The 19,113-nt window shown below is 74.6% G+C and carries 13 protein-coding genes and 1 riboswitch; of the genes, 2 read left to right on the top strand and 11 right to left on the bottom strand.

Going from position 1 to position 19,113, the window contains the following annotated elements:
• Positions 1–47: 47 nt before the first annotated feature.
• The gene (locus A8713_RS24230) at positions 48–2,921 is read right to left on the bottom strand and encodes a bifunctional acetate--CoA ligase family protein/GNAT family N-acetyltransferase (RefSeq protein WP_064535685.1); all 2,874 of its coding nucleotides are present in this window, start codon (positions 2,919–2,921) and stop codon (positions 48–50) included.
• Between the two features lie 121 nt (positions 2,922–3,042).
• On the opposite strand from A8713_RS24230, the gene A8713_RS24225 reads away from it, so the two are divergent.
• Complete coding sequence (locus tag A8713_RS24225) at positions 3,043–3,324, top strand: HPr family phosphocarrier protein (protein WP_064535684.1); 282 nt, start codon at positions 3,043–3,045, stop codon at positions 3,322–3,324.
• Between the two features lie 158 nt (positions 3,325–3,482).
• Here the strand turns inward: A8713_RS24225 and A8713_RS24220 are convergent, their stop codons facing one another.
• The 4 genes from A8713_RS24220 to A8713_RS24205 form a co-directional block, all read right to left on the bottom strand.
• Complete coding sequence (locus A8713_RS24220; RefSeq protein ID WP_064535683.1) at positions 3,483–4,142, bottom strand: GntR family transcriptional regulator; 660 nt, start codon at positions 4,140–4,142, stop codon at positions 3,483–3,485.
• A 200-nt stretch (positions 4,143–4,342) separates the two neighbouring features.
• Positions 4,343–5,101: a M23 family metallopeptidase gene (locus A8713_RS24215; protein ID WP_064535682.1), complete on the bottom strand. Its 759-nt coding sequence runs from the start codon at positions 5,099–5,101 to the stop codon at positions 4,343–4,345.
• Between the two features lie 12 nt (positions 5,102–5,113).
• Positions 5,114–5,275: riboswitch (cyclic di-AMP (ydaO/yuaA leader) on the bottom strand.
• A gap of 203 nt (positions 5,276–5,478) precedes the next feature.
• Positions 5,479–6,867 carry a M16 family metallopeptidase gene (locus A8713_RS24210; RefSeq protein WP_064535681.1) on the bottom strand — a complete coding sequence of 463 codons (1,389 nt, stop codon included), beginning with the start codon at positions 6,865–6,867 and terminating at the stop codon, positions 5,479–5,481.
• On the bottom strand, positions 6,864–8,225 hold the full coding sequence (locus A8713_RS24205; RefSeq protein ID WP_064535680.1) for a M16 family metallopeptidase: 1,362 nt from the start codon (positions 8,223–8,225) through the stop codon (positions 6,864–6,866). Before A8713_RS24205 ends, A8713_RS24210 begins: the two co-directional genes overlap by 4 nt.
• Positions 8,226–8,782: 557 nt before the next feature.
• Here A8713_RS24205 and A8713_RS24200 point away from each other — a divergent pair.
• On the top strand, positions 8,783–11,239 hold the full coding sequence (locus tag A8713_RS24200) for a DNA gyrase/topoisomerase IV subunit A (RefSeq protein WP_064535679.1): 2,457 nt from the start codon (positions 8,783–8,785) through the stop codon (positions 11,237–11,239).
• On the opposite strand, the gene A8713_RS24195 is transcribed toward A8713_RS24200, so the two are convergent.
• The 6 genes from A8713_RS24195 to A8713_RS24170 form a co-directional block, all read right to left on the bottom strand.
• Complete coding sequence (locus A8713_RS24195) at positions 11,236–12,414, bottom strand: CobW family GTP-binding protein (RefSeq protein ID WP_064537682.1); 1,179 nt, start codon at positions 12,412–12,414, stop codon at positions 11,236–11,238. The genes A8713_RS24200 and A8713_RS24195 overlap by 4 nt on opposite strands.
• Before the next feature lie 224 nt (positions 12,415–12,638).
• Positions 12,639–13,727: a YncE family protein gene (locus tag A8713_RS24190; RefSeq protein ID WP_064535678.1), complete on the bottom strand. Its 1,089-nt coding sequence runs from the start codon at positions 13,725–13,727 to the stop codon at positions 12,639–12,641.
• A gap of 126 nt (positions 13,728–13,853) precedes the next feature.
• A complete protein-coding gene (locus A8713_RS24185; RefSeq protein ID WP_079159109.1) occupies positions 13,854–14,105 on the bottom strand; it encodes an MbtH family NRPS accessory protein in 252 nt (83 codons plus the stop codon).
• Positions 14,102–18,007, bottom strand: a complete 3,906-nt coding sequence (locus A8713_RS24180; protein ID WP_064537680.1) for a non-ribosomal peptide synthetase — start codon at positions 18,005–18,007, stop codon at positions 14,102–14,104. The genes A8713_RS24185 and A8713_RS24180 overlap by 4 nt, the downstream gene beginning before the upstream one ends.
• A gap of 236 nt (positions 18,008–18,243) precedes the next feature.
• Positions 18,244–18,474: a phosphopantetheine-binding protein gene (locus A8713_RS24175; RefSeq protein WP_037889082.1), complete on the bottom strand. Its 231-nt coding sequence runs from the start codon at positions 18,472–18,474 to the stop codon at positions 18,244–18,246.
• The gene (locus A8713_RS24170; RefSeq protein WP_064535677.1) at positions 18,471–19,112 is read right to left on the bottom strand and encodes an isochorismatase family protein; all 642 of its coding nucleotides are present in this window, start codon (positions 19,110–19,112) and stop codon (positions 18,471–18,473) included. The genes A8713_RS24175 and A8713_RS24170 overlap by 4 nt, the downstream gene beginning before the upstream one ends.
• Between the last annotated feature and the right edge of the window lies 1 nt (position 19,113).

Here is a 19,113-nt window from a genome sequence, read left to right as displayed (position 1 = left end):
CGCGGGGAACGTCCGGGCGAACCGGTCGGCGGGCCGTCGGCGGGCCGTCAGTACGCCGGGAGGGTGCGCGGGCCGAGGTCGTCGCGGACGGGCGGCGGGGCCAGGCGCACGCTCGCGCCGAGGACGCTCACCCCGCGCGGGGCGACGACGACCGGCTCCAGGGTGACGGCGACGACCTCGGGGTGGTCGTCGACGAGCCGGGAGACGCGCAGCAGCAGTTCCTCCAGGGCGGGGGTGTCGACCGGCGCCGAGCCGCGCCAGCCGAACAGCAGGGGGGCGGTGCGGATGGAGCGGATCATGGAGGTGGCCTCCCGGCCGGTGACCGGGACCAGGCGGTGGGCCATGTCGTCGAGCAGCTGGGAGGGGGCTCCGGCGAGGCCGAAGGAGAGCACCGCGCCGGCCGCCGGGTCGATGACCGACCGCACGACGGTGTCGACGCCCCGGGGCGCCATGGTCTGCACCACCGGCCGCACCTCCTGCGGGCTGCCGAACAGCTCGGTCAACTCGGCGTAGGAGCGGCGCAGTTGCTCCTCGTCGGCGAGGTCGAGGCGGACGCCGCCCAGGTCGGCGCGGTGGCGCAGGTGCGGGGCGGTGGCCTTCAGGGCGACCGGGTAGCCGAGGGTGCGGGCGGCCTCTGCGGCGGCGTCGGCGGTGGGCGCGGGGACGGCCCGGCGGACGGGGATGCCGTAGCGGCCGAGCAGCGCGCAGGTGTCCTCGGCGCCGGGCGTGAGGCCCTGCCCGCGGTCCAGGAGGCCGGCGATGAGCGCGGCGGCGCCCTTCTCGTCGATGTCCTCGTACTCCGGCACCTTGCCGGGCTCGGCCGCCTCGCGCCGCCACTGCCCGTACCGCACCGCCTCGGCGAGCGCCCGCACGGCCCGCTCGGCGGCGGGGTAGGCGGGGATCAGCCGGGGGGCGGGTGTCTCCGGGCCAGGGGGTGTCTCCGGGCCTGGTGGGCTGCTTGCGGCCGCGGTGGCTTCCGCGTCCGGCGGGACGCCGGGGGTGCCGGTGACCGCAGCGGCACCCGGGGCCGGAGGCTGCGGAAGGGACCCACCGGACTGGGGGCCCGTGCTGGCCGCCGCCGACAGGGCCTCGGCGAGGCCGCCGAGCTCGACGTGGACGACGAGGACCGGCTTGGCCGGGTTCGCCAGGGCGGCCGAGCGCAGCGCCCCGGCGAGGGCGGCGTCCTGGGCGGCGCCCTCCCCCACGGCGGGGATCGCGGTGACGACGACCGCGTCGCTGCTCTCGTCGGCCAGCGCCCGCGCCAGCGCGGCGCGGAAGTCCTCCGCCGAGGCGGCCGTCGTCAGGTCGTGCGGCGGCTGCGGCCGCAGCCCCTCGGCCAGGCAGCGGTCGTAGGTGAGCACGCCCAGCGACTCGGAGTTGCCGAGGATCGCCACCCGCGACCCGGCGGGCAGCGGCTGCCGGGCCAGCAGCAGCCCGGTGTCGACCAGTTCCGTGATGGTGTCCACCCGGATCACCCCGGCCTGGCGCAGCAGCGCGGACACCGTCGCGTGCGGCAGCCGGGTCGCGCGCACGGCGTGGCCCTGCGGGGCGCCCGCGGCCTGCACCACCACCAGCGGCTTCACCGCCGCCGTGCGCCGGGCCAGCCGGGTGAACTTGCGCGGGTTGCCGATGGACTCCAGGTACATCAGCGCCACATCGGTGCCGGGGTCGTCGTACCAGTACTGGAGGACGTCGTTGCCCGAGACGTCCGCGCGGTTGCCCGCCGAGACGAAGGTGGAGACGCCGGTCACGCCGGTGACCCCGCCGCCGCGCCGGTGCAGCCGGGAGAGCAGCGCGATGCCGATGGCACCGGACTGGGTGAACATGCCGATCCGGCCGGGCCGGGGCATCTCGGGGGCGAGCGAGGCGTTGAGGCGGACGCCGGGCGCGGTGTTGATGATCCCGAAGGCGTTCGGGCCGATGATCCGCATGCCGTACGCGCGTGCCTGCCGGACGAGGGCCCGCTGCCGCTCGCGGCCCTCGGGCCCGCTCTCCGCGTACCCGGCGGAGATCACGACGAGCCCCTGCACCCCGTGCTCGCCGCACTCGGCGACCGCCTCGGGGACGCGCTCGGCCGGTACGGCGACCACGGCGAGGTCGACCGGCTGGGCGATGTCCCGCACCGAGCGGTGGGCGGGCACCCCGTCGATCTCCGCGCGCTCCTCCTCGAAGGCGCGGTTGACGGCGTACAGCGGGCCGGTGAACCCGGCCTCGCGCAGATGGCCGAGGATGCCGCGGCCCACGCTCGCGGGGCCGCGGCCGACGCCGATCAAGGCGACCGAGCCGGGCAGCAGCAGCCGCCGCACCGAGCGCCCCTCCGCGCGCTGCTCCCGCGCGCGCTGCACGGCCAGCGAGCGGTCCGTCGGCTCGATGTCGAACTCCAGTCGGACGACACCGTCCTCGAAGCTGCGCTTCTGGGTGTACCCGGCGTCGGTGAACACCTTGATCATCTTGGTGTTCGCGGGCAGCACCTCGGCGGAGAAACGGCGGATGCCGCGCTCGCGGGCGACGGCCGCGATGTGCTCCAGCAGGGCGGAGGCTACCCCGCGGCCCTGGTGGGCGTCCTGCACCAGGAAGGCGACCTCGGCCTCGTCGGCGGGCGCCGGGCCGGGCGCTCCGGCGGGGCCGATGCGGTCGTAGCGTACGGTGGCGATGAACTCGCCGCCGACGGTGGCCGCGAGCCCCACCCGGTCCACGAAGTCATGGTGCGTGAAGCGGTGGACGTCCTTGGCGGACAGGCGCGGGTAGGGCGCGAAGAAGCGGTAGTACTTGGACTCGTCCGACACCTGCTCGTAGAAGCTGACCAGCCGGTCGGCGTCCTCGGCGGTGATGGGCCGGATCCGTGCCGTGCCCCCGTCGCGCAGCACCACGTCGGCCTCCCAGTGGGCGGGGTACGCATGCCGGTCCGACGAGGTCTGCATGGGGCCCAGCGTACGGCTCGCCCCGGGCGGCGGCGCGAGGCGGTGTGTGGCGTACCCACACGGTGCCGCACGTATGGGAAACTGGTCTAGACAACCTGCTACACCTGAAGGGCAGCATCACATGGCTGAGCGCCGCGTCAACGTCGGCTGGGCCGAGGGTCTCCACGCCCGCCCCGCTTCCATCTTCGTCCGGGCCGCCACGGCCGCAGGGGTCCCCGTGACGATCGCCAAGGCCGACGGCAACCCCGTCAACGCGGCCTCCATGCTGGCCGTGCTCGGCCTGGGCGCGCAGGGTGGCGAGGAGGTCGTCCTCGCCTCCGACGCCGAGGGCGCCGAGGCCGCCCTGGACCGGCTGGCCAAGCTGGTCGCCGAGGGCCTGGAGGAGCTTCCCGAGACCGTCTGACCGGTCGGAGGGAACACACAGCGCGTCCGGGAACCGCGTCTCCCCCTGCGGGGCGGCGCGGTTCTCGTGTGTCCGCGTGAATTCCCCGCGCGGGGAACGGAAATGGGGCATGGATATCGGAGGCGAATTCCCTGCCGGTCTTTTCTACGGCACGTCTGTTAATTCCGCGCACCCGCTGTGTTGACGGCATGTTTCCGGGCGCTCACACGCTGAGCCGCCGTCATCCGCTCGGTGTGCAGGGCGGTCAGGGCGCGGGCGCGTTCGGCGTCGCCGCGCGCCACCGCGTCGACGATCGCGCCGTGTCCGGCCCAGGTCTCGGCCGGGTCGGCGGGGTCCGGCGCCCCGTACATCCAGGTGATCTTGTGCCGCAGCTGGGCCAGGGCGGCGGTCAGCGCGGGGCTGCCGCAGGACTGCGCCAGGGTCTCGTGGAACCAGGCGGCCAGGGACCGCAGCTCCTCGCCGCCCCCGCCCGCGGCGCGCTCCTGCCCCAGCCTGACCAGGCCGCGCAGCACCTTCAGATGGCCCTCGGTGCGCCGCTGGGCGGCCCGCGCGGCGCCCAGCGGCTCCAGCAGCAGGCGCATCTCCAGCAGGTCGGCGCCCTCCTGCTCGGTCGGCTCGGCCACGCACGCGCCCGCGTGCCGCCGGGTCACCACGAAGCCCTCGGCCTCCAGGGTGCGCAGGGCCTCGCGCACCGGGACGCGCGAGACGCCGTAGCGGCGGGCGAGGACCTCCTCGGTGAGCCGGCTGCCGCGCTCGTGCACCCCGGCGACGATGTCGTCCCGGATCGCCGTGCACACCGAGTGCGCCGGAACACGCATGTCCGACCTCCGTATCCCGTCCCGTGACCGCGTCCATGTCCGTGGCGCGCCCGTGGCGGACACGCCGCGGACGCGCATTCCGACGACTCTAGAACAATGCGCGGGAATTTCCGACGGCGTGACGGAATCCAGGGATATTTTTTGGACAGCCGGGAAGCAGTGCGGCGGAGAAGAATACGGAGCGTGCCCGGAGCGGGAATTCAGACCTGCACGCCGTGCGTGCGGAGGTAGGCGATCGGATCGACGTCCGAGCCGTACTCCGCTCCGGTGCGCGCCTCGAAGTGCAGATGCGGCCCGGTGACGTTGCCGGTGGAGCCGGACACGGCGATCTGCTGGCCCGCGACGACCTGCTGGCCCACCGTGACCCCGATGGACGACAGGTGGCCGTACTGGGTGTACATGCCGTCGGCCATCCTGATGACGACCTGGTTGCCGTACGCCCCGCCCCAGCCGGTCTCCACCACCGTGCCGACGCCGACCGCGTGGACGGGGGTGCCGGTCGCGGCGTGGAAGTCGATGCCGGTGTGCGAGCCGGAGGACCACAGCGAGCCGCCGGTCTTGTAGCCGGTGGAGACATAGGAGCCGGCGATGGGCGGCACGAAGGTGTTGAGGCGCTTGCGCTCGGCCTCGCGGTCGGCCCGCTCCTCGGCCTCGCGCGCCTGCTCGGCGCGCTCGGCGGCCAGCTTGCGGGCGGCCTGCTCGGCCTGCTTCTGCTGGGCGGCCTCCCACTGGGCGGCGGCCTGCGCGTCGACCCGCTCGGCGACGGTGTCGCCGAGGCTGATGACCGGGGTGAGGCCGGTGTCCGCCGGGGCGGGGGTCTCGGCCGCGAGTGCCGGGGAAGCGGCGAGGGTGCCGATGACGCCGGTGGTGGTGAGGGCAGCGACACCCGCCGCGCGGGCGGTGGTGCGCTGCACCCGGCCGGGGCGGCGGTGCTTCCCGGTGGCGCGCGTGAACGCCATGTGGTGGCTGGTCCTTTCCTTCCCTCTCGCCTACCGGGTTAGCTGACGGGTTCGGAGCAGGAAGGTCTCCTACGGGTGCCGTGCTCGGCGCACGGTGCCCGATTCACCCCAGGGACTGAGTGGGTCCCCGGCTCCCCTGGCTCGCGCCGTACGGGGACTCGGCGATGACTGTCCGGTGCCGCGGCTGCGGCGCACTGCCCGACGAACAGCCGGACCGACGCTAGACGGGGCCGTGTTCCGCGCCCAAACAGATCCGGGTTTTTGTAGCGCACGCCACAGGGCAGACAGGGCGCCTCTCCCGCAATACGGACATGCCGGGGCCCCGGTGACGCTCCGGTCACCGGGGCCCCACGCGCGCGCGTGCCGCGCGGTGCGTCCTACTCGGCGGCGACCACGGTCACCGGGCCGACGCCGAGCGCCTCGACGGGCTCCTTGATCTGCGCCGCGTCCCCGACGAGCACCGTCACCAGGCGGTCCACCGGGAAGGCGCTGACCACCGCGGCGGTCGCCTCCACCGTGCCGGTCCGCGCGAGCTGCTGATAGAGCGTCGCCTGGTAGTCGTCGGGCAGGTGCTGCTCGACCTGGTCGGCGAGCGTGCTCGCCACGGCGGCGGCCGTCTCGTACTTGAGCGGCGCCACACCCACCAGGTTCTGCACGGCCACGTCCCGCTCGGCCTCGGTGAGGCCCTCGGCGGCGAGCTTGCGCAGCACCGTGAAGAGGTCGTCCAGAGCCGGGCCCGTGTTCGGCGTGTCGACCGAGCCGCTGATCGCGAGCATCGCCGCGCCGGTGCCGTCGGGCGCCGAGCGCAGCACCTGGCCGAAGGACCGCACACCGTAGGTGTAGCCCTTCTCCTCGCGCAGGACGCGGTCCAGACGGGAGGTCAGGGTGCCGCCCAGGCAGTAGGTGCCGAGCACCTGGGCGGGCCACACGCGGTCGTGCCGGTCGGGGCCGATCCGGCCGATGAGCAGCTGGGTCTGGACCGCGCCGGGACGGTCCACGATCACCACGCGGCCGGTGTCGTCGGCGGTGACCGGCGGCACCGGACGCGGCTCGGCCGGCGAGCCGGTCCAGGCGCCCAGGGTCTCGCCGAGCAGCGCGTCGAGGTCGATGCCGGTGAGGTCGCCGACGACGACCGCGGTGGCCGTGGCGGGCCGCACGTGCCGGTCGTAGAAGGCACGGACCGCGGCGGCGTCGACGGCGGCGACGGTCTCCTCGGTGCCCTGGCGCGGGCGCGACATGCGGGCGGTGGCCGGGAACAGCTGCCGGGACAGCTCCTTGGCGGCCCGGCGGGAGGGGTTGGCCAGCTCGTGCGGGATCTCGTCGAGCCGGTTGCGCACCAGCCGCTCGACCTCGGACCCGGCGAACGCGGGCGCCCGCAGCGCGTCGGAGAGCAGCGCGAGCCCCTTGGCCAGCCGGGAGGCCGGGACCTCCAGGCTGAGCCGTACGCCGGGGTGGTCGGCGTGCGCGTCCAGGGTGGCGCCCGCCCGCTCCAGCTCGGCGGCGAAGTCCTCGGCGGAGTGCTTGTCGGTGCCCTCGGAGAAGGCCCGCGCCATGATCGTGGCGACGCCGTCCAGGCCGGCCGGCTCGGCGTCCAGGGGCGCGTCGAGCAGCACCTCGACGGCGACGACCTGCTGGCCGGGGCGGTGGCAGCGCAGCACCGTGATGCCGTTGTCCAGGGTGCCGCGCCCGGGGGCCGGGAACGCCCACGGCCTGGCCTCGCCGGCCTCGGGGCGGGGGTGGAACTCCATGGTGGCCAGCTCGGTCACTTCGCCGTCTCCTCGGTGTCGTCCTGGGCGTCGGGGGTGTCGTCCTGGGCGTCGGGGGCGGTCGGCTCGTAGACGAGGACCGCGCGGTTGTCGGGGCGCAGCCGGGCCTTGGCGACCTCCTGGACCTCCTCGGGCGTCACCTCCAGGACGCGCTGGACGGCGGTGAGGGCGAGCTGCGGGTCGCCGAACAGGACGGCGAAGCGGCACAGTTCGTCGGCGCGGCCCGCGACCGTGCCGAGCCGGTCCAGCCACTCGCGCTCCAGCTGGGCCTGGGCGCGCTCCAGCTCCTCGGCGGTGGGGCCCTCCTCGGCGAAGCGGGCCAGCTCCTCGTCGATGGCGGCCTCGATGACGGGGACCTCCACGTCACCGGAGGTCTTGACGTCGAGCCAGCCCAGGGAGGGCGCTCCGGCCAGCCGCAGCAGGCCGAACCCGGCGGCCACGGCGGTGCGGTCGCGGCGCACCAGCCGGTTGTAGAGCCGGGAGGACTCGCCGCCGCCCAGGACGGTCAGGGCGAGGTCGGCCGCGTCGCACGCGCGTGTGCCGTCGTGCGGGAGGCGGTAGGCGGCCATCAGGGCGCGCGCCGGGACCTCCTCCTCGACGACCTCGCGCAGTTGCTCGCCCATCACCTCGGGCAGCGAGCCGTCGCGGGGCTCGGGCTTGCCGTCGTGGGAGGCGATGGAGCCGAAGTACTTCTCGATCCAGGCGAGCGTCTGCCGCGGGTCGATGTCGCCGACGACGGACAGGACGGCGTTGTTGGGCGCGTAGTACGTGCGGAAGAACGCGCGGGCGTCCTCCAGGGTGGCCGCGTCCAGGTCGGCCATGGAGCCGATCGGAGTGTGGTGGTACGGGTGGCCCTCCGGGTAGGCGAGGGCGGTGAGCCGCTCGAAGGCCGTGCCGTAGGGGACGTTGTCGTAGCGCTGGCGGCGCTCGTTCTTGACGACGTCGCGCTGGTTCTCCATCGACTCGTCGTCCAGGGCGGCGAGCAGGGAGCCCATGCGGTCGGCCTCCAGCCAGAGGGCCAGTTCCAGCTGGTGGGCGGGCATGGTCTCGAAGTAGTTGGTGCGCTCGAAGCTGGTGGTGCCGTTGAGCGAGCCGCCGGCGCCCTGCACCAGTTCGAAGTGGCCGTTGCCCGTCACCTGGGCCGAGCCCTGGAACATCAGGTGCTCGAAGAGATGGGCCAGGCCGGTGCGCCCCTTCACCTCGTGGCGGGAGCCGACGTCGTACCAGAGGCACACCGCCGCGACCGGGGTCAGGTGGTCCTCGGAGAGCACCACGCGCAGGCCGTTGGCCAGGCGGTGCTCGGTCGCTGTCAGGCCGCCGGAGCCTGCCTCGGCTGTGGCGGTGTGACCCTTGGGCATGTACGTCCCTTCGATCGCGGTGGCGGTCCGGAATCCGCCCTGTTCCTGCCGGTCCTGCCACTGTATGCAAGCGTGCGAGCCGCTGGCGAAGTTCCCGCTCCCCGTACGCCCTGAGCGAGATCGAACGGGGGACGGGGCGGAGCGGGCGGGGCGCGCGGCCCGGCGGGCGCGCGCGGGGCGTGCGAGGGCGCGTGGCGCGGGGGTGCGGGGCAGGGGCGCGGGGCAGGGGCGCGGAACCGTGCGGAACAGGGCGGGGCGCGGGCGGGAGCCGGCGTGGCGACGTCCGGGGGCCGACACGCGGGCGGCGGGCGGGACTTCGGGGACGGCGGGCCGGACTTCGGGGGCGGCGCGGTCCGGGCCGGGTGCCGCGGGGCGCTCCGGCGCCTTTCGCCGGGGCCCGGGAAGGGGCCCGCGGACCGTCGGACGGGCCGGTCCGGGGGCTCCGCGAGGGGTCCGGGGAGGCTCGTGGGGCGGGGTCCGGTCCACGTTGTCAGTCCGGCGGTCCACAATGGTCGGCGTCAGATCCCGTTCCACGCTTCAGCAAGGAGCCGGCAGCGATGGCCCGCCGCAGCACGAAGACCCCGCCGCCCGACGACCCGTACGAGGAGAAGATCCTCGACATCGACGTGGTCGACGAGATGCAGGGCTCCTTCCTCGAGTACGCGTACTCGGTCATCTACTCGCGCGCCCTGCCGGACGCCCGGGACGGACTGAAGCCGGTGCACCGCCGCATCGTCTACCAGATGAACGAGATGGGTCTGCGCCCCGAGCGCGGCTATGTGAAGTGCGCCCGTGTCGTCGGCGAGGTCATGGGCAAGCTCCACCCGCACGGCGACGCGTCGATCTACGACGCGCTGGTGCGGCTGGCCCAGTCCTTCTCGATGCGCGTCCCGCTGGTCGACGGCCACGGCAACTTCGGCTCCCTGGGCAACGACGACCCGCCCGCCGCGATGCGGTACACCGAGTGCCGCATGGCCGAGGCGACCAGCCTGATGACCGAGTCGATCGACGAGGACACGGTCGACTTCGCGCCCAACTACGACGGCCAGGAGCAGGAGCCGGTGGCCCTGCCCGCCGCCTTCCCGAACCTCCTGGTGAACGGCGCGTCGGGCATCGCCGTCGGCATGGCCACGAACATGCCCCCGCACAACCTGGGCGAGGTCGTCGCGGCGGCCCGCCACCTGATCCGCAATCCGAACGCGGACCTGGACGCGCTGATGAAGCACGTCCCGGGTCCCGACCTGCCCACCGGCGGGCGGATCGTGGGCCTGTCCGGGATCCGGGACGCCTACGAGTCCGGGCGCGGCACCTTCAAGATCCGCGCCACGGTCTCGGTGGAGACGGTCAGCGCCCGCCGCAAGGGCCTCGTGGTCACCGAGCTGCCCTTCGCGGTCGGCCCGGAGAAGGTCATCGCGAAGATCAAGGACCTGGTCGGCGCGAAGAAGATCCAGGGCATCGCCGACGTCAAGGACCTCACCGACCGCGAGCACGGGCTGCGCCTGGTCATCGAGATCAAGAACGGCTTCGTGCCGGAGGCCGTCCTCGAACAGCTCTACAAGCTGACGCCGATGGAGGAGTCCTTCGGCATCAACAACGTGGCGCTGGTCGACGGCCAGCCGCTCACGCTGGGCCTCAAGGAGCTGCTGGAGGTCTATCTCGACCACCGCTTCGAGGTCGTGCGGCGGCGCAGCGAGTACCGGCGCGGCAAGCGGCGCGACCGGCTGCACCTGGTCGAGGGCCTGCTCACGGCGCTGGTCGACATCGACGAGGTCATCCGGCTGATCCGCTCCTCGGACAACTCCGCCGAGGCCAAGCAGCGCCTGATGGAGCGGTTCTCGCTGAGCGAGGTCCAGACGCAGTACATCCTCGACACGCCGCTGCGCCGGCTGACCAGGTTCGACCGCATCGAGCTGGAGGCGGAGAAGGACCGGCTGACCGCGGAGATCGAGGAGCTGACCCGGATCCTCGACTCGGACGCCGAGCTGCGCAAGCTGGTCTCGGCCGAACTGGCGTCCGTCGCCAAGAAGTTCGCCACCCCGCGGCGCACGGTGCTGCTGGAGGCGGGCGCCGTGCCGGTGGCGGCGGTGCCGCTCCAGGTGGCGGACGCCCCGTGCCGGGTGCTGCTGTCCTCCACGGGTCTGCTGGCGCGTACGGCGGACGACCGGCCGTTCCCTCGCGCGGCGGACGGCAGGCGGTACAAGCACGACGTGATCGTCTCGGCGGTGCCGGCCACCGCGCGCGGCGAGGTGGGCGTGGTCACCTCGGCCGGGCGCCTGCTCCGGGTGAACGTGGTCGACCTGCCCCAGCTCCCGGAGACCGACGCGGTGCCGACCCTGTCCGGCGGGGCGCCGATCGCGGAGTTCATCTCCCTGGAGGACGACGAGTCGGTGGTGTGCCTGACCACGCTCGACGAGTCCTCACCGGGTCTCGCGCTCGGCACCGAGCAGGGTGTCGTCAAGCGGGTGGTGCCCGACTATCCGTCCAACAAGGACGAGTTGGAGGTCATCACCCTCAAGGAGGGCGACCGGATCGTCGGCGCTGCCGAGCTGCGCACCGGCGAGGAGGACCTGGTCTTCATCACGGACGACGCGCAGCTCCTGCGCTACCAGGCGGCCCAGGTCCGGCCGCAGGGCCGCCCGGCCGGCGGCATGGCGGGGATCAAGCTCGCCGAGGGCGCCAAGGTCATCTCGTTCACGGCGGTGGATCCGGCCGTGGAGGCGGTGGTGTTCACGGTCGCGGGCTCGCGCGGGACGCTGGACGACTCGGTGCAGACGACGGGCAAGGCGACGCCGTTCGACCAGTTCCCGCGCAAGGGCCGGGCCACCGGCGGGGTGCGCTGCCAGCGGTTCCTGAAGGGCGAGGACTGTCTGTCGTTCGCCTGGGCGGGCCCCACCCCGGCGCGGGCCGCGCAGAAGAACGGCAACCCGGCCGAGCTGCCGGAGATCGACCCGCGCCGCGACGGCTCGGGGCTGTCGCTGCCGAAGACGGTGGGGGTGGTGGCGGGACCCGTCTAGACGGGCGGGTCCTCGATGTCCGGGGCGTCCCCGGGGTCTTCGGCGGCCCCGGGGTCCTCAGGGTCCTCAAGGGCCTCTGCGGCTCCGTGAGCCCCGGCGGGGGCCTCCTCCTGCCCGGGGCCCCGGACGTAGCGCAGGACGCCCCACATGCCGTGCTCGTCGGCGTGCGGGGTGTCCTGCTCGCACTCCTGGAGCTCCCCGGCGAGGGCGGGCATGTCGGTGCCGGATCCGATGAGCACGAGCTGGGTCCGCCGCGGTCCGCCGGCCGGCCAGGGCTCGGGGTAGAAGCGCAGGAACCGGCCCACGGCGTGCACGGCGTAGCGGTTGCGCGGGTCGTACGGCCCGAAGCCGACGTAGCCCTTGATGCGGTAGAGGCCGTCGGGGCGGCTGTCCAGGAAGCGCATCAGGCGGCGCGGGTCGAGCGGCACGTCGGAGACGAAGGAGAGAGTGTCGTAGCCGGCGTGCAGATGGCCGGTGTGGCGGTCCCCGCCGGACCCGCCGCCGGGCCCGTCCTCGCCCCCGCCCCCGCCCCCGCCCCCGTCCTCTTCGGCGAGGTGCAGGTCGTCGAAGGAGAGCTGCCCGACGCGTTCCTCACCGGGCCGGCAGTCGAACAGGAACTCGGGGTCCACCCGGCCGTAGGTGGCCGGGACGACGGCCGCCCGGTCGACGAGCGAGCGCACGGTCGCGAGCACCCGTTCGGCGTCGTCCGCGCGGTCGGCCTTGTTGACGACGACGAGGTCCGCGAGGGCGAGGTGCCGGTCGATCTCGGGGTGCCGGGCGCGGGTGCCGTCGAACTCGGCGGCGTCCACCACCTCGACCAGGCCGCCGTAGACGACCCGGGGGTTCTCGCTGGCCAGGACCATGCGGACCAGTTCCTGGGGCTCGGCGAGGCCGCTGGCCTCGACCACGATCACGTCGATGCCGGCCCGGGGGCGGGTGAGCCGGTCCAGGTACTGGTCCAGCTCCCCCGCGTCCACGGCACAGCACAGGCAGCCGTTGCCCAGCGAGACGGTCGAGTCGCCGAGGGCGCCCGCCACCGCCATCGCGTCGATCTCGATGGCCCCGAAGTCGTTGACGATCGCACCGATACGGCTGCCGCCGCTGTGGTGCAGCAGATGGTTGAGCAGCGTCGTCTTGCCGGATCCGAGGAACCCGGCGAGCACGACGACGGGGATCTGCCCGCCGGGGTGGGCGGGGTCCGCCTCCGGGGCCCGGTCCTGCGGGGCGGTCCCGGACGGAACCGGGTTCGGGGGCGGCTGGTTCACCGTGCGACCTCTCTCCGAGCGCGACTGGCGCCGGAGCGGCCCCGGACCAGGCGCGCGACCTGACTGCCGCCCCAGGATACGAGCCGCAGAGGGGCCGTTCACCGCCCCCCGGGGACGGTGAACGGCCGCGCGGGTCAGCGGATCGGGTCGATGCGGTGGATGGAGTCGAGGGTGTCGGGGCCGGCCGCGGCCTTGTCGACCACGTAGGCGACGCCGTGCGCGACGGTGACGTGGTCGGTGTTGGCGCCGGTGGCGAGGTCGGCGACGATCGTGCCGGTGCGGGGGTCGAGGACGGTGGTGGTGCCGGCGTCCTTGTTGGCGGCGTAGACCCGGCCGGTGCACAGGTCGGTGGCCACCGCGAGGGTGCCCGCGCCGGTCTTGATCTCCCGGGTCACCTCGCCGCTGGCCAGGTCGACGACGGAGACGGAACCGGCGGCCTGGTTCGCGGTGTAGGCGGTGCGGCCGTCCGCGGACAGGGCGACGTCGATGGTGCCCTCGCCCACGGGCAGGATCCGCGGCCGGTCGGAGCCGGGGCTCACCTCGAACAGGCGGCTCTTGGCCAGGTCGGCGGCGTAGACGTGGCCGGTGAAGGGGTTGACGGCCAGTCCGGCGGGCCAGCTGCCCTCGACGGTGACGCGCTTGCGCTCGGCGTGCGTGCGCAGGTCGAACGCGACGATGCTGCCCTCCTCCAGGGCGGTGCACCAGACCAGGCCGCGCGGGATGTCGACGGCGACGTCCCGGGTGTGCTGCACGCCGGGCACCGTCGCCAGGTGCTGTCCGGTGCGCTGGCTGTAGACGGCGAGGGCGTTGTTCAGGGTGGCGGCGACCCACACGGTGTCGTGGACGTCGTCCACGGCGATGCCGTAGACGGCCTCCAGGGTGCCGGTGGCCTCGTCGGTGACCGGCGGGGTGTAGGAGGCCAGCGTCTTGAGCGTCCTCGGGTCCACCTTGAGCAGCTGGGACTGGGTGACCGGCGGGTAGCCGATGGAGCTGGTCACCCACAGCGCGTTGTGGCGGGTGGAGTGGGCCACCTGGTAGAGGCCCTGGGCGAGTTCGGCGGACGTCACGGCGTAGGTCGTCTCCTTGGTGCGGTTGCGGGTGCGGTCGCGGGCCTGGTCGGGGGTGGCGGCGGCGGCCGTACCGGCCGTGCCGAGCACGCCGCCCGCGGCGATCGCCGCGCCGAGCACGGTGCGGCGCTGTATCGGGTTGCGGGAACCGGACATGGTGTTTCCTCCAGGGATCGGGGCGGCGCGGGGCCGGGTGGGTCGGGGCGGGGATCCGGGGCCGGGCCGGGCCGGGCCGGGTCGGGTCGAGTCGGGGCCGGGGCCCGGGGATCGGGTCGGGTCAGGTCAGGGCCGGGGGTCCCGGGTCCGGACCTGGTCCGGGGACGCGGGCCGGGGCGGGGGCGCGTCGAGCCGGTGCAGGCAGTCGTCGTACGGGGCCGGGCCGTACGCGGTGCTCCAGCCGGGCGGGACGGGCAGCCAGCGCGGCCACAGCGAGCGGCGGCCGGCCGGTCCGGCGAGGACCAGGTGGCCGGGCTCGCCGGGTGCGGCCGCGTCGGACGGGCCCAGCTGATCGAACGGGTCGAAGGGCGAGGTCATCCGTCCAGCTCCTTCAGCCGGGCCGCGAGCGTGGCGGCGATCTCGTCCAGCGGCCCCGGCCGGGTCATCTCCGGGTGCAGGCAGTCCAGCCGGTGCTCGTCGAGGGTGCCGGTGAGGTACGGCGCCCAGGCCCGCGGGGTGAGCCAGTGCTCGGCGCGCGGCGCGGCGGCCGTGAAGAACAGCAGGTCGCCGTCGAAGGCGCGGTGCCGCTGGGTGCGCATCAGGCGGGCGTTGTTGGTGACGATGCCGACGACGGCGTCCAGGACCCGTTCGGGCAGGGCCGCCAGCGCGCTGCCCTCGCGGCGCAGCACCGTCAGGACCTCCTGCCGGGTCAGCCCGGTGCCGCCCTCGTACCCGGCCATGCGCAGCAGGGCGTTGAGGGCGTCGGCCTCGGTCGGTCCGGCCAGGTCGCGCCACTGGTCGGAGGGGTAGGCGTCCATCAGGGCGAGCAGTTCCACGCGTTCGCCCGCCTGCTGGAGGTGGACGGCGACGGTGTGGGCGACGACGCCGCCCACGGACCAGCCGAGCAGCCGGTAGGGGCCGTGCGGCTGGACGGTGCGCAGCTGCTCGGCGTAGTCGGCGGCCATCTCGTCCATGGTGGCGGGCAGGTCCTCGCCCGGTCGCAGTCCGCGGGCCTGGAGGCCGTGCACGGGCTGGTCGGGGCCGAGCCGGGAGAGCAGGCCCGAGTAGCACCAGCTGATGCCGCCGGCCGGGTGGAACACGAACAGGGGGGTGCGCCGGCCCGTGGCGCGCAGCGGCAGCAGCACGTCGAGCGCGGTGTCCTCGCCGTCGCCTTCGGTGAGCCGGTCGGCGAGGGCGGCGGGCGTGGGCGCCCGGAAGAGGGTGCCGAGCGGGGCGGTGGTGCCGAGCATGTCGCGGATGCGGGACATCAGGCGGGCGGCGAGCAGGGAGGTGCCGCCCAGGTCGAAGAAGGCGTCGTCGACGCCGACCCGGTCGACGCCGAGGACCTCGGCGAACAGGCGGGTCAGCAGTTCCTCGGTGGGGTTGCGCGGCGGGCGTCCGCCGGTGCCCGCCGCGGTGGCGGGAGCGGGCAGCGCGGTGCGGTCCAGCTTGCCGTTGGGGCTGAGCGGGAAGTCGTCGAGGACGACGAAGGCGGAGGGGACCATGTAGTCGGGCAGGGCGGCGGCGAGGCGGGCGCGCAGGGCGTCCGGGTCGGGGGCGTCGCCGGTGACGTAGGCGACGAGCCGCTGGTCGCCGGGGCGGTCCTCGCGCAGCAGGACGGTGGCGGCGGTGATGCCGTCGGCGGCGGTGAGGTGAGACTCGATCTCGCCGGGTTCCAGGCGCTGGCCGCGCAGTTTGACCTGGTGGTCGGTGCGGCCGAGGTAGACGGCCTCGCCGTCGGGGGTCCAGCGGGCCAGGTCGCCGGTGCGGTACATGCGCGCCCCGGCGGGGCCGTACGGGTCGGCGACGAACCGGGTGGCGGTCAGAGCGGGGCGGCCGAGGTAGCCGTCGGCGAGCTGGGCGCCCGCGAGGTACAGCTCGCCCGCGACGCCGGGCGGGCAGGGCTTCAGGGCCGCGTCGAGGACGTACAGGCGGGTGTTCCAGACGGGGCGGCCGATGGGCACGGGGCCGGTGGCGCCGGGGACGCAGGTGTGGTGGCTGACGTCGACGGCGGCCTCGGTGGGGCCGTAGAGGTTGTGCAGGGCCGCGGCGGGCAGCACGCGGTGGAAGTGGTGGGCGGTCTCGCGGGGCAGGGCCTCGCCGCTGGCGAAGACGTGCCGCAGTCCGGTGCAGCGGGCGGCGTCGGGTTCGGCGAGGAACACCTGGAGCATGGAGGGCACGAAGTGGCAGACGGTGACGCCCTGTTCGCGGATGACCCGGGCCAGGTAGGCGGGGTCCTTGTGGCCCTCCGGGTCGGCGAGGACGAGGGTGGCGCCCTCGCGGAACGCCCAGAAGAACTCCCATACGGACACGTCGAACCCGGAGGGTGTCTTCTGCAGGACGCGGTCGCCGGGCGCCAGCGGGTAGGTGTGCTGCATCCAGCGCAGGCGGTTGTCGATCGCGGAGTGCGGGACGACGACGCCCTTGGGCAGGCCGGTGGAGCCGGAGGTGTGGATGACGTAGGCGGGGTGCTGCGGGGTGAGGGCGCGCGGCGGGTCGACGGCCGGGAGGTGGCCGAGGCCGGTGCGGTCCAGCAGGACGCGGTGGTGGCCGGTGGCGGGCAGCCGGTCCGCGGTGGCCGTGTCGGTGACGACGCAGACCGGGTCGCCGTCGTCGAGCAGATGGCGGAGCCGGTCGGCCGGGTAGCCGGGGTCGAGCGGGAGATAGGCGGCGCCCGCCTTGAGGACGGCGAGCAGGGCGGTGATCAGCTCGGCGGAGCGGGGCAGGGCGACGCCGACGAGGGTGCCGGGTCCTGCTCCGCGGCTGATCAGGTGGTGGGCGAGCCGGTTGGCCCGGGTGGTGAGTTCGGCGTAGCTGAGGGTGCGGTCGCCGTGGACGAGGGCGGGCGCATCGGGGGTGCGGCGGGCCTGGGCCTCGATGGGGCCGATGAGGGTGGTGGGCGGGAGGTCGCGGGCGGTGGCGTTGAACTCGGTGACCACCTGGTGGTGTTCGGCATCGGTGGCGACGCCGAGCGCGGCGAGCGGCGTGGTGGGGCGGTGGCCGGTGAGCCGGGTGAGCAGGGCGAGGAACCGGTCCTGGTGGGCGGTGAGTTCGGCTCGGGTGTAGAGGGCGGGGTTGGCGTCGTGGTCGACGCGCAGACCGCGGCCGTCGGCGCGGTCGTAGACGTTGACGGTGAGGTCGTCGACGGGTCCCGCGGAGAGATTGTGCGGGACGGCGGTGGCCCCGGCGAAGGTGAGGTCGTAGTCGAAGGGCATGACGTTGACCAGCGGGCCGACGAGCGGGCGGCTCTCGCCGAGCAGGCCCAGGTCGCGGCGGATGTCCTCGAAGCGGTAGCGCTGGTGGCGGCGGGCGGCCCGGATGCCGAGGACCACCTGGCGGGTCAGCTCGGCGAGGGTGTCGGCGGGCCGGACGGTGAGGCGCAGCGGCAGGACGTTCATCACCATGCCGGGCACCCGCAGGGCGACGGAGCCCATCCGGCCCATCAGGGGCAGGCCGAGGACGACGTCGTCGCGGCCGGTGGCCCGGGAGACGTACAGGGCCTGTGCGACGACGATCAACTCGGCCCAGGTCGCCTTGAGTTCGCCCGCCAGCTCGCGCAGGGAGGCGGTGGTCGCGTCCGGGACGCGGGCGGTGGCCCGCAGGAAGGTGTGGGAGGGCAGCGCGCTGCGGCCGGCCAGGGTGGGGGCCTCGGGCCGGTCGGCGAGGAGCTGGTTCCAGTGGGCGCGGTCGCGTTCGTACTGTTCGCCGGCGCGGTAGGCGAGGTCGTCGCGGACGAGGTCGTCGAGACGGCCGAAGGGGCTGTCGGCCGGGGGCAGTCCCGCGGCGAGCGCGGTGTAGATCTCGGCGGTGCGGCGGGCGACCAGGGAGTAGCCGAAGCCGTCCAGGGCGAGGTGGTGGACGCGCTGGTGCCACAGCCAGCGGTGCTCGCCGAGGCGGAGCAGGGCGTGCCGGAACAGCGGCCCGGTGGTGAGGTCGAAGGGCCGGGCGAGGTCGTCGTCGGCCCAGGCGCGGGCGGCGGCGACCGGGTCGGGGGCGTCGCGCAGGTCGGCGGTGTACAGCGGGAAGCCGTCCCCGGGCGGGGGCACCGGGCAGCGGAACTGCCGTGGCCCGTCCGGCGTATCGGCGACCCGCACGCGCAGAACCTCCGCCTCGCGCGCCGTGCGGTACAGGGCCTGGGCGAACAGGTCGGGACGGAGGTCGCCGTGGATCTCCAGGTGTTCGGCGGTGTTCAGCGCGGGACTGTCCGGGTCCAGGGCCTGGGCGTACCACATGCCGCTCTGGGCGGCGGTGAGGGGGAGGCCGGGGACGGCGGGGGCCAGCGCGGCGGCGGGCGTGGCTTCGGGGGCGCGCCCGGCCTCGGGCGCGGGCGCGGGGCCGGCCTCCGGCGCGGAGCCGGCCGAGGGGGCAGGCGCAGGCGCGCTTCCGGGCGCGGGCACACGCCCGGCCTCGGGCGCAGATACAGGGCCGGGGGCAGGTCCGGCCTCGGGTACACGTCCCGCATCGGGCGCGGGCCCGGCTGTGGTCTCGGGGGCGTGCCCGGCCTCGGGGGCGGTGGTCATTCGCGGGCTCCCAGGAGCGGGGCCCAGGCCTCGATGGCGGGGCGGGTGGCGAGGTCGACGAAGGAGATGTCGGCGGCGTGGTCGCGGCGCCAGCGTTCGACGAGGGTCATCAGCCGTACGGAGTCCAGGCCGTGGTCGGCCAGGTTCTCGTCGACGGGGATGTCCTCGGGGTCCTCCCCCAGGACGTCCGCGACGTCCTCGCGGATGCGTCGCACGGTCAGGGTCATGGCCGGTCCCCCAGGTCGAAGACGGTGTCGGCGGTGGTGACGCGGGCGCAGGCGCGGGCGGCCCAGCGCAGCGCGTCCAGGTGTTCGCGCGGCCCGAAGTCGGCGACCGCGTCGGCGACGACGAACGCCTGCACATCGCGCATCCAGGCGTCGCAGGCGGTCATGTTGACGCCGAGGTGGGCGTAGACGCCGGTGATGACGAGCTGGTCGCGGCCCCGCTCGGTGAGGAGGGCGGCCAGGTCGGTGCGGACGAAGGCGCTGTACTTCCACTTGGTGAGCACGGTGTCGCCGTCCCGCGGGGCGACCTCGGCGGCGATGGCCTCGGCGTGGACGTCGTCGGGCAGCCCGGGTCCCCAGAAGTCCATCTGGAGGCCGCGCAGTTCGGGGCTCTGGCCGCCGGTCTGCGCGGAGTAGACGACGGGGATGCCGAGGGCGCGGGCCCGGTCAGCCAGGCGGGCGGTGGCGGCGAGCAGTCCGGTGAGGGGCTGGGCGCCGGGGGTGAACGCGGACAGGAAGTGGTTCTGCAGGTCGTGCACGAGGAGCACGGCCCGGTCCGGGTCGACGGTCCAGTCCACCCGGTTGGCGGGCAGGTCGGCGCCGGACGGCAGGTCGTACGGCGCGATGGAGGGAAGTCCCATG

This window comes from Streptomyces sp. SAT1 (assembly GCF_001654495.1).
GTDB classification, from domain to species: Bacteria; Actinomycetota; Actinomycetes; order Streptomycetales; family Streptomycetaceae; genus Streptomyces; species Streptomyces andamanensis.
The sequence above is the reverse complement of the archived record's forward strand: the minus strand, read 5'-3'. Positions and strand labels throughout refer to the sequence as shown.

What these genes read in the sequence shown, in the direction of transcription:
- A8713_RS24185 (WP_079159109.1), bottom strand. Translation starts at nt 14,105, where the DNA reads ATGACCTCGCCCTTCGACCCGTTCGATCAGCTGGGCCCGTCCGACGCG.
- A8713_RS24200 (WP_064535679.1), top strand. Translation starts at nt 8,783, where the DNA reads ATGGCCCGCCGCAGCACGAAGACCCCGCCGCCCGACGACCCGTACGAG.
- A8713_RS24220 (WP_064535683.1), bottom strand. Translation starts at nt 4,142, where the DNA reads ATGCGTGTTCCGGCGCACTCGGTGTGCACGGCGATCCGGGACGACATC.
- A8713_RS24205 (WP_064535680.1), bottom strand. Translation starts at nt 8,225, where the DNA reads ATGCCCAAGGGTCACACCGCCACAGCCGAGGCAGGCTCCGGCGGCCTG.
- A8713_RS24215 (WP_064535682.1), bottom strand. Translation starts at nt 5,101, where the DNA reads ATGGCGTTCACGCGCGCCACCGGGAAGCACCGCCGCCCCGGCCGGGTG.
- A8713_RS24170 (WP_064535677.1), bottom strand. Translation starts at nt 19,112, where the DNA reads ATGGGACTTCCCTCCATCGCGCCGTACGACCTGCCGTCCGGCGCCGAC.
- A8713_RS24230 (WP_064535685.1), bottom strand. Translation starts at nt 2,921, where the DNA reads ATGCAGACCTCGTCGGACCGGCATGCGTACCCCGCCCACTGGGAGGCC.
- A8713_RS24190 (WP_064535678.1), bottom strand. Translation starts at nt 13,727, where the DNA reads ATGTCCGGTTCCCGCAACCCGATACAGCGCCGCACCGTGCTCGGCGCG.
- A8713_RS24175 (WP_037889082.1), bottom strand. Translation starts at nt 18,474, where the DNA reads ATGACCCTGACCGTGCGACGCATCCGCGAGGACGTCGCGGACGTCCTG.
- A8713_RS24225 (WP_064535684.1), top strand. Translation starts at nt 3,043, where the DNA reads ATGGCTGAGCGCCGCGTCAACGTCGGCTGGGCCGAGGGTCTCCACGCC.